The sequence below is a fragment of the Escherichia sp. HH26CH genome, from assembly GCF_009820205.1.
Taxonomy (GTDB): Bacteria; Pseudomonadota; Gammaproteobacteria; order Enterobacterales; family Enterobacteriaceae; genus Escherichia; species Escherichia coli_F.
This window is the reverse complement of sequence record NZ_VNXM01000062.1, coordinates 1-12,020: the sequence shown is the minus strand read 5'-3', so window position 1 is coordinate 12,020 and position 12,020 is coordinate 1. Positions and strand designations below refer to the sequence as shown.

General features: G+C 47.5%; 15 protein-coding genes. 8 read left to right on the top strand and 7 right to left on the bottom strand.

The genetic code is table 11. The features are described 5' to 3' along the window. Nucleotides 1-117: autotransporter outer membrane beta-barrel domain-containing protein (locus FQ015_RS24750; protein WP_123057350.1), on the top strand; the 117-nt coding region annotated here is incomplete at its 5' end. 364 nt (nt 118-481) lie between these two features. Here FQ015_RS24750 and minE read toward each other — a convergent pair. Genes minE through minC form a run of 3 tightly spaced genes read right to left on the bottom strand, consistent with a single transcriptional unit; the run spans nt 482 to nt 2,283 of the window. Continuing rightward, a complete protein-coding gene (gene minE / locus FQ015_RS19255; protein ID WP_001185665.1) occupies nt 482-748 on the bottom strand; it encodes a cell division topological specificity factor MinE in 267 nt (88 codons plus the stop codon). 3 nt (nt 749-751) lie between these two features. Further along, nucleotides 752-1,564 carry a septum site-determining protein MinD gene (minD, locus tag FQ015_RS19250; RefSeq protein WP_000101055.1) on the bottom strand — a complete coding sequence of 271 codons (813 nt, stop codon included), beginning with the start codon at nt 1,562-1,564 and terminating at the stop codon, nt 752-754. Between the two features lie 23 nt (nt 1,565-1,587). Further along, nucleotides 1,588-2,283, bottom strand: a complete 696-nt coding sequence (gene minC / locus FQ015_RS19245) for a septum site-determining protein MinC (RefSeq protein WP_000072536.1) — start codon at nt 2,281-2,283, stop codon at nt 1,588-1,590. A gap of 519 nt (nt 2,284-2,802) precedes the next feature. On the opposite strand from minC, the gene FQ015_RS19240 reads away from it, so the two are divergent. After that, complete coding sequence (locus tag FQ015_RS19240; protein ID WP_001056847.1) at nt 2,803-3,171, top strand: YcgJ family protein; 369 nt, start codon at nt 2,803-2,805, stop codon at nt 3,169-3,171. Nucleotides 3,172-3,314: 143 nt separating this feature from the next. Here the strand turns inward: FQ015_RS19240 and pliG are convergent, their stop codons facing one another. Then, entirely contained in the window at nt 3,315-3,716 is a 402-nt protein-coding gene (gene pliG, locus FQ015_RS19235) for a g-type lysoyme inhibitor PliG (protein WP_000693759.1), read from the bottom strand. Nucleotides 3,717-3,955: 239 nt separating this feature from the next. On the opposite strand from pliG, the gene FQ015_RS19230 reads away from it, so the two are divergent. The 3 genes from FQ015_RS19230 (at nt 3,956) to FQ015_RS19220 (ending at nt 5,517) form a co-directional block, all read left to right on the top strand. Then, nucleotides 3,956-4,249 (top strand): YcgL domain-containing protein, encoded by a 294-nt coding sequence (locus FQ015_RS19230; protein WP_001297679.1) that lies wholly within the window; start codon nt 3,956-3,958, stop codon nt 4,247-4,249. A 70-nt stretch (nt 4,250-4,319) separates the two neighbouring features. Next, nucleotides 4,320-4,979 (top strand): fumarylacetoacetate hydrolase family protein, encoded by a 660-nt coding sequence (locus tag FQ015_RS19225; protein ID WP_000284282.1) that lies wholly within the window; start codon nt 4,320-4,322, stop codon nt 4,977-4,979. Nucleotides 4,980-5,070: 91 nt separating this feature from the next. Next, nucleotides 5,071-5,517, top strand: coding sequence for a YcgN family cysteine cluster protein (locus FQ015_RS19220; protein ID WP_024218650.1), 447 nt, complete (start codon nt 5,071-5,073; stop codon nt 5,515-5,517). 206 nt (nt 5,518-5,723) lie between these two features. On the opposite strand, the gene hlyE is transcribed toward FQ015_RS19220, so the two are convergent. Then, the gene (gene hlyE, locus FQ015_RS19215) at nt 5,724-6,635 is read right to left on the bottom strand and encodes a hemolysin HlyE (RefSeq protein WP_160524387.1); all 912 of its coding nucleotides are present in this window, start codon (nt 6,633-6,635) and stop codon (nt 5,724-5,726) included. A gap of 372 nt (nt 6,636-7,007) precedes the next feature. Here hlyE and FQ015_RS19210 point away from each other — a divergent pair, with 372 nt between their 5' ends. Together FQ015_RS19210 and umuC are read left to right on the top strand one after the other, a co-directional pair. Continuing rightward, a complete protein-coding gene (locus FQ015_RS19210) occupies nt 7,008-7,427 on the top strand; it encodes a translesion error-prone DNA polymerase V autoproteolytic subunit (protein WP_032302891.1) in 420 nt (139 codons plus the stop codon). Beyond that, nucleotides 7,427-8,695: a DNA polymerase V catalytic protein gene (gene umuC / locus FQ015_RS19205; protein ID WP_000457603.1), complete on the top strand. Its 1,269-nt coding sequence runs from the start codon at nt 7,427-7,429 to the stop codon at nt 8,693-8,695. Before FQ015_RS19210 ends, umuC begins: the two co-directional genes overlap by 1 nt. A 44-nt stretch (nt 8,696-8,739) precedes the next feature. Here the strand turns inward: umuC and dsbB are convergent, their stop codons facing one another. Both dsbB and nhaB read right to left on the bottom strand, forming a co-directional pair. After that, nucleotides 8,740-9,270: a disulfide bond formation protein DsbB gene (gene dsbB / locus FQ015_RS19200; protein ID WP_000943444.1), complete on the bottom strand. Its 531-nt coding sequence runs from the start codon at nt 9,268-9,270 to the stop codon at nt 8,740-8,742. Between the two features lie 145 nt (nt 9,271-9,415). Further along, complete coding sequence (gene nhaB, locus FQ015_RS19195) at nt 9,416-10,957, bottom strand: Na(+)/H(+) antiporter NhaB (protein WP_000406370.1); 1,542 nt, start codon at nt 10,955-10,957, stop codon at nt 9,416-9,418. Nucleotides 10,958-11,179: 222 nt separating this feature from the next. Between nhaB and fadR the strand changes: the two genes are divergently transcribed. Next, on the top strand, nt 11,180-11,899 hold the full coding sequence (fadR, locus tag FQ015_RS19190) for a fatty acid metabolism transcriptional regulator FadR (protein WP_000234823.1): 720 nt from the start codon (nt 11,180-11,182) through the stop codon (nt 11,897-11,899). The last annotated feature ends 121 nt before the right edge of the window (nt 11,900-12,020 follow it).

The window sequence follows — 12,020 nt, the reverse complement described above, 5'->3', positions numbered from 1 at the left end:
GGTATTAAAGCCTCATTCAGCAGTTCGTTAAGCGGGCATCTCGGGGTGGGGTATAGCCATGGTGCCGGTGTGGAATCGCCATGGAACGCGGTGGCTGGTGTGAACTGGTCGTTCTGACCATCAACGCTTAAACTGCGCTTCGGCGCAGTTTCCGTTTACAGGATGTTAAAAGGGAAAATTCTGCGGCAAAAAAAGCCCGCCAGTTACGGCGGGAAACCTCATCCTATGGGAGAACAATGAATAATGAAATTGCGGGGTTATCATCTCCCAGCATACCAATACTAACAATAAGGTTATTTACTCAGCCAGGTATAAACAATTTGTTCTGTGTGGGGGGAACGGCATTAAGGTGTAAAGGGGGTAAGCAATGAGTAGCATCAGCAAGAATACTCGCCGCTCTTATCAAACGTGGATGAGGGGGATGAAAAACTCAAGGCAGAGATGACTCTGCCTTGAAGATAAATGCGCTTTTACAGCGGGCTTATTTCAGCTCTTCTGCTTCCGGTAAGGTCACGTTCAGCTCAAGAATAGAAATATCGCCATCTTTTTGCTCAAGCTGTACGGTTACCATCTCAGGATCAATTTGTACGTATTTACAAATGACCTCAAGAATATCTTTACGCAACTGCGGCAGATAATGCGGTTCTGCATCGCTGCGACGGCGTTCAGCAACAATAATCTGCAGCCGTTCTTTTGCAATGTTGGCCGTGTTTTTCTTCCGCGAGAGAAAGAAATCGAGTAATGCCATAACTTATCCTCCGAACAAGCGTTTGAGGAAGCCTTTCTTCTCTTCTTCAATGAAGCGGAAAGGACGTTCTTCTCCCAACAGACGTTCTACGGTATCTGCGTAGGCTTTACCCGCATCGGCGTTAATGTCGAGAATGACCGGTTCACCCTGGTTAGAGGCGCGCAATACTGATTGATCCTCAGGAATCACGCCGACGAGTTTGATGCGCAGGATCTCCAGCACATCTTCCATGCTCAACATGTCACCTCTGCTCACGCGGCCTGGGTTATAGCGCGTTAACAGCAGATGCTCTTTAATAGGCTCTTCGCCATTTTCTGCGCGGCGTGATTTCGACGCCAGAATGCCTAAAATACGGTCAGAGTCGCGTACTGAGGAGACTTCCGGGTTGGTGGTAATAATGGCTTCGTCTGCAAAATAGAGTGCCATTAACGCACCGGTTTCAATCCCTGCCGGGGAGTCACAAACGATAAATTCAAAGTCCATCGCTTTCAGATCATCAAGAACTTTGGCGACCCCTTCACGGGTAAGGGCATCTTTATCGCGTGTTTGTGATGCCGGAAGAATATAGAGATTTTCAGTACGCTTATCTTTAATTAACGCCTGATTTAGCGTTGCATCGCCCTGAATGACGTTGACGAAATCGTAAACGACCCGGCGTTCACAACCCATAATCAGGTCGAGATTACGCAGGCCGATATCAAAATCTATCACGACAGTTTTCTTTCCCTTCTGGGCCAAACCAGTGGCGATGGCCGCGCTGGAGGTTGTCTTACCAACACCCCCTTTGCCCGAAGTAACAACAATAATGCGTGCCATAGAAATTCCTTGTTAAAAAGGGATCAATTTAACGGTTGAACGGTCAAAGCGTTTTCGACTAACTGTAGTCGCGCTGCTTTGCCATAAAATTCTGCTGGGATTTGATCACTCAGCCAGTATTCACCTGCGATGGACACCAGTTCCGCCATCAGGTTCGTACAAAATATTTGCGTTTCCCGGTCACCACTTGCCCCTGCCAGCGCACGACCGCGCATCATGCCATAAACATGAATGTTACCATCGGCAATCAATTCGGCCCCAGCGCTAACGTGGCTTGTAACAATCAGATCACATTGTGGAGCATAAATACGCTGACCGGAACGCACCGGGGTATCTATTAAACGCGTTTTTGTGACCGGCGTTGTATTTTGCGCTGGAGCCTGCGGTGCGGGAGCTGGACGCGGCGCTTTTTCCTTTCCTTCCGTCAGGATAGGCAGCCCCATCTTTTCAATTTCGGCTTTAAGTTGCGCATCTTTGCAGCCACTTACGCCAATAACCCGCAAACCGGTTGCCGAAACAGCCTTATGCATCGCTGACCAGTTTACCGGGTCTTCAAGTGCACTGACGTTGAGTACAACAGGGGCATGTTTTAAAAATGCGGGGGCCTGAGCGATTTTGTCTTCCAGCGCCTGATGAATAACCTTAGGTTCTGCCTCATGCAGATGAACCACAGATAAAGTGAAGCTACTGCCTTTAAGCTCGATTGGCGTGTTTGACATCCTGGCCTTACTCAATTAGCTATTAATCATCGCCAGCGCGCGATGATGTTCCGAAGACTATAAGGCATGTTATAGTCTGGATTATATTGAGGCAAGTCACCCTCCCATTTATTCAGAGTAAAAGTCTATTCTGTGATAAATGGCGCTGATTCATAGCTTAAAAAATACCCTTGTCAATCAACCTATTGCCGTCGTACTTTTGATTGTTCTTAATTACCCTTCCTTTTTCTGCACTCTAATCGTGACAGCATCTTCAGGCCTGTTTAAATATCCAGTATTGAGGCGAGTGTATTTTTTCACCACGCCAGGCTTTCTTAACTTTCCATTTTTTGCAGCATCGTTAAAGAACAGATACCCGTTATCTTAATATCCGCCACAGAATTGCTCTATCATAGAAACCGCAGAAGACGTCTGATACTTCTGTCAGGTCATCGTAACTCGTCCAGGTCAGCGGTTTTGATTACGGATTGATGATGAAATGAGCATAAGTGTTGTACGGTTGGATTATCAGGATGTGCTATGAATATGATGCGTATTTTTTATATCGGATTGTCAGGTGTGGGGATGATGTTCTCATCAATGGCGTCTGGAAATGACGCTGGCGGACTTCAATCTCCGGCGTGCGGCGTTGTTTGCGACCCGTATATTTGTGTTAACTCAGATGGCATTTCCCCAGAGTTAACAAGGAAATATCTCGGCGAAAAAGCCGCTGAAAACTTACAATCAGTACAAGGTTACGATCCCAGCGAATTTACATTCTCTAACGGTGTATTTTGCGATGTTAAAGAAAAATTATGTCGTGATGATCGTTATTTTGGTGTGAATGGTAAGCGGAGTGGAAAAATCAATCAAACCACCACAAAGATGTTATTTATGTGTCGTGAGTGATGTCTTGTTTACATTATGTTCTATTCAGCATTTTCAGCTCGTCGTCGCATAGCCTTCTTTATATTCGTCATTAACCTCTTGAGCGACAGAGAGGCGTGGGGGCGATAACGTTTATGACGGGGAGAGTCCCCGTCGATTGACATTTACTTAATTTGAATATCAACGTTATATTTTTTAGTTTTGTTTTTACGGGCGTCATTTCGAGTTTGCAGCACACGCAGCTCATATTTGCCAGAAGCTGGGAGTGCGTATTGTCCGTGACTATCGAGTTCTGGGGAATATCTGGATAAATCAACAGAATCATCGATCCCTGGTCCGAAGAGGTAAGTATCAGCGCCTTCATTAGAGATACTCACATGCACTTTCTGGCCTTTTTTGGCATAGAAGGTATATGTATCGTAATCATATCCCTTTATTTCGCCGGAGTACTGAGCGCTGCTATGACCTTTTCTGAACTCAACATTGACATTCTTACCTGCAGCAAAGCTCGTAGAGGTTAGCAGTGCAAGCAGCAATACACCCTTACTGATGCCCTTGATTTTCATAGGTAGTCTCCTGTTCAGAATGAGTACGATGAACTGTTATAATATAACAATTCCTTACGGGGGAATTCCAGTGGCTTTCCTGTATTCGGTAAAATCCTGGTGCGGTATTCTTGCCGGGGATTACTTATAAAGGGCGCATGGATTGAACAAACCGCAGAAATCTACAGCTGGCTGGCTTGTGGCGCGGGTTTCATTGATGTTAGCTTATGCCAAAACCTGGCATTTTAAAGAGTAAATGTATGTTTTGTGTGATTTATCGAAGCAGCAAGCGTGACCAGACCTATTTATATGTCGAAAAAAAAGACGATTTTTCGCGTGTTCCTGAGGAACTGATGAAAGGTTTTGGTCAGCCTCAGTTAGCGATGATTCTGCCGCTGGATGGGCGGAAGAAATTGGTCAATGCCGATATTGAGAAGGTTAAACTGGCATTAACCGAGCAAGGTTACTATCTGCAGTTACCGCCACCCCCCGAAGATTTGCTGAAGCAACATCTTTCCGTAATGGGGCAGAAAACAGACGACACTAACAAATAACCGATATCCGGCGGTGGCATTATCTTTGTCGGCGCGGGTTTTCATATCCACGATAAGTGAGGGGAACATTATGTATCAACATCACAACTGGCAAGGTGCGCTGCTGGATTATCCGGTGAGTAAAGTAGTCTGTGTTGGCAGTAACTATGCCAAACATATTAAAGAGATGGGCAGTGCAGTGCCCGAAGAGCCAGTGCTGTTTATTAAACCAGAGACGGCACTGTGCGATCTGCGGCAGCCATTGGCGATCCCATCCGATTTCGGTTCAGTTCATCATGAAGTCGAACTGGCGGTGTTGATTGGCGCGACGCTTCGTCAGGCTACGGAAGAGCATGTCCGCAAAGCAATTGCCGGTTACGGCGTGGCGCTCGATCTGACATTGCGTGATGTTCAGGGAAAAATGAAGAAAGCCGGGCAGCCGTGGGAAAAGGCCAAAGCGTTTGATAACTCTTGTCCGCTTTCCGGGTTTATTCCAGCGGCGGAATTCACCGGCGATCCGCAAAATACAGTGCTGGGCCTGAGCGTCAACGGCGAACAACGCCAGCAAGGTACGACTGCGGACATGATCCATAAAATCGTTCCGCTGATCGCTTATATGAGCAAGTTCTTTACCCTCAAGGCCGGTGACGTTGTGCTGACAGGCACGCCTGATGGCGTCGGCCCGTTGCAAAGCGGTGATGAGCTGACAGTCACTTTCGATGGGCATTCTTTGACAACTCGCGTTTTGTAATACTTTTTGCCGCCTGAAAGCGGCGGCAAAACTTGCATCGCTGTGCCAGACTGGTTATAAGGTGCGTTTTAACGTAATGGCGGAACACCTGATGAGCGATGTACCTTTCTGGCAAAGTAAAACCCTGGACGAAATGAGCGATGCGGAATGGGAGTCGTTGTGTGATGGTTGCGGTCAGTGTTGTCTGCATAAACTAATGGACGAAGACACCGACGAAATCTACTTCACTAACGTCGCCTGTCGCCAGCTCAATATTAAAACCTGTCAATGTCGGAACTACGAGCGTCGTTTCGAGTTTGAACCCGACTGCATTAAACTAACCCGTGAAAATCTGCCAACATTCGAATGGTTGCCAATAACCTGCGCTTATCGCTTGCTGGCGGAAGGTAAAGATTTACCTGCGTGGCATCCGCTGCTTACTGGTTCGAAAGCGGCAATGCATGGCGAACGTATCTCTGTGCGTCATATCGCAGTGAAAGAATCAGAAGTGATTGACTGGCAGGATCATATCTTAAATAAACCTGACTGGGCGCAGTGATAAATTTAATAGATGTTGATGGGGGCTTTCTTAATATACGTCTGGATGCTCGCCATTTCGTAGCCCTGTTTTTGAAAGCGCTCTGTCATAATGAGAGTTACCCGATACCTTATTATTAACAGGTAACTCTCAATCTTTAAAAAACGTCTGTATTTTTAAATGTGATAAACTTTATACCTTGAGTACATGGAGAGAATAATCGCTTATCAGACTTCAGGTACCTCAAAGAGTGTCTTCTTACCGTGTCTTTTCTGATACTCATTACAGGTGTTAATCATTTTTTTTGCCGCTTCTTTTAGCAAAGAAAGCATTAAATCATCATAATCAACGTAGAATCTGGTTGTTTCAGTTTCCGTTTTTATCTCCCCGATGGCGGCTATTTCGGTGGTTAATTTCAATTTGGCAGCATCGATATCTTTATTCGCTTGTTTAACCGTGTTAGACAGGGTGGTAAAGAAACTCTGCACAGATTTTAACTTGTTCTTCAATTCTGGAATCAGTTTCCCTTCAACTACGCCCGCAGCAATAGAATAGGAAATGATTAATCCAAATGGACCGGCGACGACACCGGCTGCGGCACCGGCATACGCTTCCTTCCTGATTTTATCTACCTGTGACTGGAAATAGCTGCTTTTTTCTGAAAAATCATTGGTTAACTGGCTATCTAACGCCAGCAGTTTTCCGGAAGCGGTGTTGAAACTTTGTGAGCTTACCAGCAGAGATTTTTGTGCTTCATTCAGTTTCTTGATGCCGTCATCCAGCACCTTAATGAGAATGTCTTTCTGGGCGGATGCTTTCTTCTCATTGTACTCATCAAATAGCAAAATATATGCTGCGAGCAATTGCGTCGCAACACCACACCATTCATACACCGTTTGGGTTGCTTCAAAATACTTATCCTGGCTATCCATAAGTAAGGTTTTAATATCGCCAACTAAAACGGAGGCTGCCTGTGAATACTCCTGTTTAAAGCGACTTAGCTCTTTTATGGTTTCATCGAAGGTCTGCCAGGGGATGACCTGATCGAGATATTTATTATAAAGGTCTAATGCTCCATCTGCGGTTTCGATTGCGTTTTTAACTACCTCTACCGTTTTATCTGCAACGATTTCAGTCATAATCATTCGCCTCTTTAAATATATAAATTGTAATGAAACTCCTGTTTTACAACTATTAATGAATTTTACTTCATCTAATTCATAGTTAGCCGGGTGAGATGCGTCAATGTCTTTATTTATATTAATATGATAAATATCAAACAATGTTTAATGTCATTATGGCGAATGCTTCCATTCTATTTTTAAACCGGGCGATATTTTTCCTTTCTGCTGGATGAATGCTGGCGCCAGAAGGCCGTGCGAGCACAGGATAAGAGAACGAAAAATCAGCAGCCTATGCTGCGACAAATATTGATAGCCTGAATCAGTATTGATCTGCTGGCAAGAACAGACTACTGTATATAAAAACAGTATAGCTTCAGGCAGATTATTATGTTGTTTATCAAGCCTGCGGACCTCCGCGAAATTGTGACTTTTCCGCTATTTAGCGATCTTGTTCAGTGTGGCTTTCCTTCACCGGCCGCAGATTACGTTGAACAGCGCATCGATCTGAATCAACTGTTGATCCAGCACCCCAGCGCGACTTACTTCGTCAAAGCAAGTGGTGATTCTATGATTGACGGCGGGATTAGCGACGGCGATTTACTGATTGTCGATAGTGCGATTACCGCCAGCCATGGTGATATTGTCATCGCTGCTGTTGACGGCGAGTTTACGGTGAAAAAATTGCAACTACGCCCGACAGTGCAGCTTATTCCCATGAATAGTGCGTACTCGCCCATTACCATCAGTAATGAAGATACGCTGGATGTCTTTGGTGTGGTGATCCACGTCGTTAAGGCGATGCGCTGATGTTTGCCCTCTGTGATGTAAACGCGTTTTATGCCAGCTGTGAGACGGTGTTTCGCCCTGATTTATGGGGTAAACCGGTGGTTGTGCTATCGAATAATGACGGTTGCGTTATCGCCCGAAACGCTGAGGCAAAGGCGCTGGGCGTTAAAATGGGCGATCCCTGGTTCAAACAAAAAGATCTGTTTCGCCGCTGTGGCGTGGTTTGCTTTAGCAGTAACTATGAGCTTTACGCCGATATGAGCAATCGGGTGATGTCGACGCTGGAAGAGCTATCGCCCCGCGTCGAGATTTACAGTATTGATGAGGCATTCTGCGATCTGACCGGTGTGCGTAATTGTCGCGATCTGACTGATTTTGGCAGAGAAATTCGCGCAAAGGTGCTACAACGTACCCATCTTACTGTTGGTGTGGGGATCGCCCAGACCAAAACGCTGGCTAAGCTTGCCAATCATGCGGCAAAAAAATGGCAGCGGCAGACGGGTGGGGTGGTGGATTTATCAAATCTGGAACGCCAGCGTAAATTAATGTCTGCTCTCCCCGTGGATGAAGTCTGGGGGATTGGACGGCGGATCAGCAAAAAACTGGACGCGATGGGGATCAAAACCGTTCTCGATTTGGCGGATACAGATATCCGGTTTATCCGTAAACATTTTAATGTCGTGCTCGAAAGAACGGTGCGTGAACTGCGCGGTGAACCCTGTTTGCAACTGGAAGAGTTTGCACCGACAAAGCAGGAAATTATCTGTTCCCGTTCGTTTGGTGAACGCATCACGGATTATACGTCGATGCGGCAGGCCATTTGTAGTTACGCTGCCCGGGCGGCGGAAAAACTTCGCAGCGAGCATCAATATTGTCGGTTTATCTCCACGTTTATTAAGACGTCACCATTTGCGCTCAATGAACCTTATTACGGCAATAGCGCGTCGGTAAAACTGCTGACGCCCACTCAGGACAGCAGGGATATCATTAACGCCGCTACGCGATCTCTGGATGCCATCTGGCAAGCGGGCCATCGCTACCAAAAAGCGGGCGTGATGCTGGGGGATTTCTTCAGTCAGGGAGTCGCGCAGCTCAATTTATTCGATGACAACGCACCGCGCCCCGGGAGTGAGCAATTGATGGCGGTAATGGATACGCTAAATGCTAAAGAGGGCAGAGGAACACTCTATTTTGCCGGGCAGGGGATCCAGCAACAATGGCAGATGAAGCGTGCCATGCTTTCACCACGTTATACAACACGAAGTACGGATTTACTGCGGGTCAAATGAACATAGCGGCAGCAAAAAGCGCTCCCGCAGGAGCGCCAAATGGATTAGCGACCGAACAGGTCACGTTTTTTCGCTTTAAACGGCTGGGAAATCACCACCAGCACCGCGACAATGAGGTAAGCGATAAAAATACCGAGCAGCCACTGCGGCATTTCCAGACCTAAAAATTCCCACTGACGCTCGGCACAATCGCCAGAGGCGACAAACACTTGCGGCACCCATTTATCCAGCGGCAGCCAGTCAGGGAAACGAACCATAAAATCACAGGTCGCAAACGGCGAAGGATAGAGCTGAAGCATGGTGTGCTCGTAAGTTAACTGCACACCGCGGAACGCACTATACAACCAGATAATCATCGCTACATAACGCAGCGGAGTTTTCGGGGCGATCGCGCCAATCAGCGCAGCACCCAGAATGCCGAATAATGCGCAGCGTTCATAAATACAGAGCACGCAAGGTTTCAGTAACATCACATGCTGGAACCACAGCGCCGTCAGTTCCAGTGCCAGAGCGGTAAACGCCATCAACAGCCACGCGCCCCGACCTTGTGAACATTGATTCAAAAATCGCAACATAATCATTTCCCTGCAATATGCATAGAGTGCGCAGTTTAAACCAATTCATTCGCTGCGCCACCAGGAGGCAGCAAAAATAGGAGGTAATTGGACAATTATCGGGCGAAAAGGCAAACCGGGCATTTATATGCCCGGTAAGTTGTTATCAAAGCGTTGCTATCCAGCCCATCTGCATAAACCATTCGGTTACAGGGGCAAGCGTAAACTCAACACAGAGTAACCCGACAACCGTCAGTACGAGGGTGTAGGGAAGAGCCATCCATACCATGCGACCATAAGAGAGACGAATCAATGGCGCGAGTGCGGAGGTCAGCAGGAACAAGAACGCCGCCTGGCCATTCGGCGTCGCGACGGAGGGGAGGTTGGTCCCGGTGTTAATGGCGACGGCCAGAAGTTCATATTGCTTCAGTGTGATAACGCCACTCTCCATGGCTGCCTTTGCTTCGTTGATATAGATCGTTCCCACGAAGACATTATCCGAAATAGATGACAGCAGGCCGTTAAAAATATAGAACAACGACAGCTGGGCGTGCTCCGATGCCTGTAGGACAAAATGAATAATTGGTGAGAACAGTTGCTGATCAATAATTACCGCGACGACCGAGAAAAAGACAGTCAACAGTGCGGTGAATGGCAGAGATTCGGTGAAGGCTTTACCGATAGCATGTTCATCAGTGACACCAGTCAATGATGTCGCCAGAATAATGACCGACAAGCCAATCAGGCCAACCTCCGCCAGATGCAACGCCAGCGCGGTGACCAGCCAGACGCCGATAATCGCCTGGACAATCAGACGAATTTTATCCTGACGGGTACGCTGGTGGCGACTTTGATCGTCAAACTGTTGCAGCACTTCGCGGACTTTCTCCGGCAGCGTTTCGCCGTAGCCAAACCAACGTAGCTTCTCCACCAGCAGGCAGGTCAACAGGCCACAAATCAGAACTGGAACGGTCACCGGCGACATGCGCAGGAAGAAATCGCCAAAATGCCAGCCAGCTGCTTTAGCGATGATCAAGTTCTGTGGTTCGCCCACCATGGTCATCACGCCGCCTAATGCGGTGCCGACACCTGCATGCATCATCAGGCTGCGCAGAAAGCCACGGAACTGTTCCAGAACCACTTTGTAATGCTTGTCGATATGACTATCGTCTTGCAGGTCGGTATCTTCGGTACGGGAAGAGGCAACGCGATGATAAATACCATAAAAACCGACTGCGACGCTGATCACCACCGCCACGACGGTTAAGGCATCGAGGAACGCGGAGAGGAACGCCGCCGCCATGCAAAAAGAGAGCGACAGCAGCATTTTGGAGCGAATGCTTAGCAGCAAACGGGTAAATATGAACAGCAACAGCTGTTTCATAAAATAGATACCCGCCACCATAAACATCAGTAACAGCAAGACTTCAAGATTTGCCGCCACCTCTTCACGAACATGTTCCGCGCTGGTCATGCCGATGAATACCGCTTCGATAGCCAACAGACCACCGGGGAGCAGCGGATAGCATTTGAGGGCCATCGCCAGAGTGAAAATAAATTCCGCCACCAGCAGCCAACCGGCAACAAAGGGGCTGATGATGAAAATTAACGGATTAAGAATTAAGAAAATAATGAGGGCGAGTTTGTACCAGTCGGGGGACTGGCCCAAAAAGTTGCGCCATAGGGCACGGCCCCAGGAGATCTCCATGATGGTTTCCCTTACCTTAGAAATAATCAATGATGTTTTTATCTTAGAACGCAAAGCTTAACGGTCAGGAGGGGATCGAGGCAAGTGTTGATGGTCTGGAGAAAAGAGATGTAGAAAATGAAGCCTTGATCCCTTTTTTCTTCTTTTTGTGTGCTATCAGCGTAGATAGCCCTCTGGTATGATGAGTCCAACTTTGTTTTGCTGTGTTATGGAAATCTCACTATGGTCATTAAGGCGCAAAGCCCGGCGGGTTTCGCGGAAGAGTACATTATTGAAAGTATCTGGAATAACCGCTTCCCTCCCGGGACTATTTTGCCCGCAGAACGTGAACTTTCAGAATTAATTGGCGTAACGCGTACTACGTTACGTGAAGTGTTACAGCGTCTGGCACGAGATGGCTGGTTGACCATTCAACATGGCAAGCCGACGAAGGTGAATAATTTCTGGGAAACTTCCGGTTTAAATATCCTTGAAACACTGGCGCGACTGGATCACGAAAGTGTGCCGCAGCTTATTGATAATTTGCTGTCGGTGCGTACCAATATTTCCACTATTTTTATTCGCACCGCGTTTCGTCAGCATCCCGATAAAGCGCAGGAAGTGCTGGCTACCGCTAATGAAGTGGCCGATCACGCCGATGCCTTTGCCGAGCTGGATTACAACATATTCCGCGGTCTGGCGTTTGCTTCCGGCAACCCGATTTACGGTCTGATCCTTAACGGGATGAAAGGGCTGTATACGCGCATTGGTCGTCACTATTTCGCCAATCCGGAAGCGCGCAGTCTGGCGCTGGGCTTCTACCACAAACTGTCGGCGTTGTGCAGTGAAGGCGCACACGATCAGGTATACGAAACAGTGCGTCGCTATGGGCATGAGAGCGGCGAGATTTGGCACCGGATGCAGAAAAATCTGCCGGGTGATTTAGCCATTCAGGGGCGATAATCCCTTCCGTTTAAAAAGCAAACCCCTCAAACGAGGGGTTTTTTGTTGTGCACAGAAAACCCCCAGCTAGGCTGGGGGTTCCGGAAAGCTTTCAGCTTTGAGCCAGTTATTAAAACCCCTT

What these genes read in the sequence shown, in the direction of transcription:
- minE (WP_001185665.1), bottom strand. Translation starts at nt 748, where the DNA reads ATGGCATTACTCGATTTCTTTCTCTCGCGGAAGAAAAACACGGCCAAC.
- hlyE (WP_160524387.1), bottom strand. Translation starts at nt 6,635, where the DNA reads ATGACTGAAATCGTTGCAGATAAAACGGTAGAGGTAGTTAAAAACGCA.
- pliG (WP_000693759.1), bottom strand. Translation starts at nt 3,716, where the DNA reads ATGAAAATCAAGGGCATCAGTAAGGGTGTATTGCTGCTTGCACTGCTA.
- nhaB (WP_000406370.1), bottom strand. Translation starts at nt 10,957, where the DNA reads ATGGAGATCTCCTGGGGCCGTGCCCTATGGCGCAACTTTTTGGGCCAG.
- fadR (WP_000234823.1), top strand. Translation starts at nt 11,180, where the DNA reads ATGGTCATTAAGGCGCAAAGCCCGGCGGGTTTCGCGGAAGAGTACATT.
- FQ015_RS19210 (WP_032302891.1), top strand. Translation starts at nt 7,008, where the DNA reads ATGTTGTTTATCAAGCCTGCGGACCTCCGCGAAATTGTGACTTTTCCG.
- FQ015_RS19225 (WP_000284282.1), top strand. Translation starts at nt 4,320, where the DNA reads ATGTATCAACATCACAACTGGCAAGGTGCGCTGCTGGATTATCCGGTG.
- umuC (WP_000457603.1), top strand. Translation starts at nt 7,427, where the DNA reads ATGTTTGCCCTCTGTGATGTAAACGCGTTTTATGCCAGCTGTGAGACG.
- minD (WP_000101055.1), bottom strand. Translation starts at nt 1,564, where the DNA reads ATGGCACGCATTATTGTTGTTACTTCGGGCAAAGGGGGTGTTGGTAAG.
- dsbB (WP_000943444.1), bottom strand. Translation starts at nt 9,270, where the DNA reads ATGTTGCGATTTTTGAATCAATGTTCACAAGGTCGGGGCGCGTGGCTG.
- FQ015_RS19230 (WP_001297679.1), top strand. Translation starts at nt 3,956, where the DNA reads ATGTTTTGTGTGATTTATCGAAGCAGCAAGCGTGACCAGACCTATTTA.
- FQ015_RS19240 (WP_001056847.1), top strand. Translation starts at nt 2,803, where the DNA reads ATGAATATGATGCGTATTTTTTATATCGGATTGTCAGGTGTGGGGATG.
- minC (WP_000072536.1), bottom strand. Translation starts at nt 2,283, where the DNA reads ATGTCAAACACGCCAATCGAGCTTAAAGGCAGTAGCTTCACTTTATCT.
- FQ015_RS19220 (WP_024218650.1), top strand. Translation starts at nt 5,071, where the DNA reads ATGAGCGATGTACCTTTCTGGCAAAGTAAAACCCTGGACGAAATGAGC.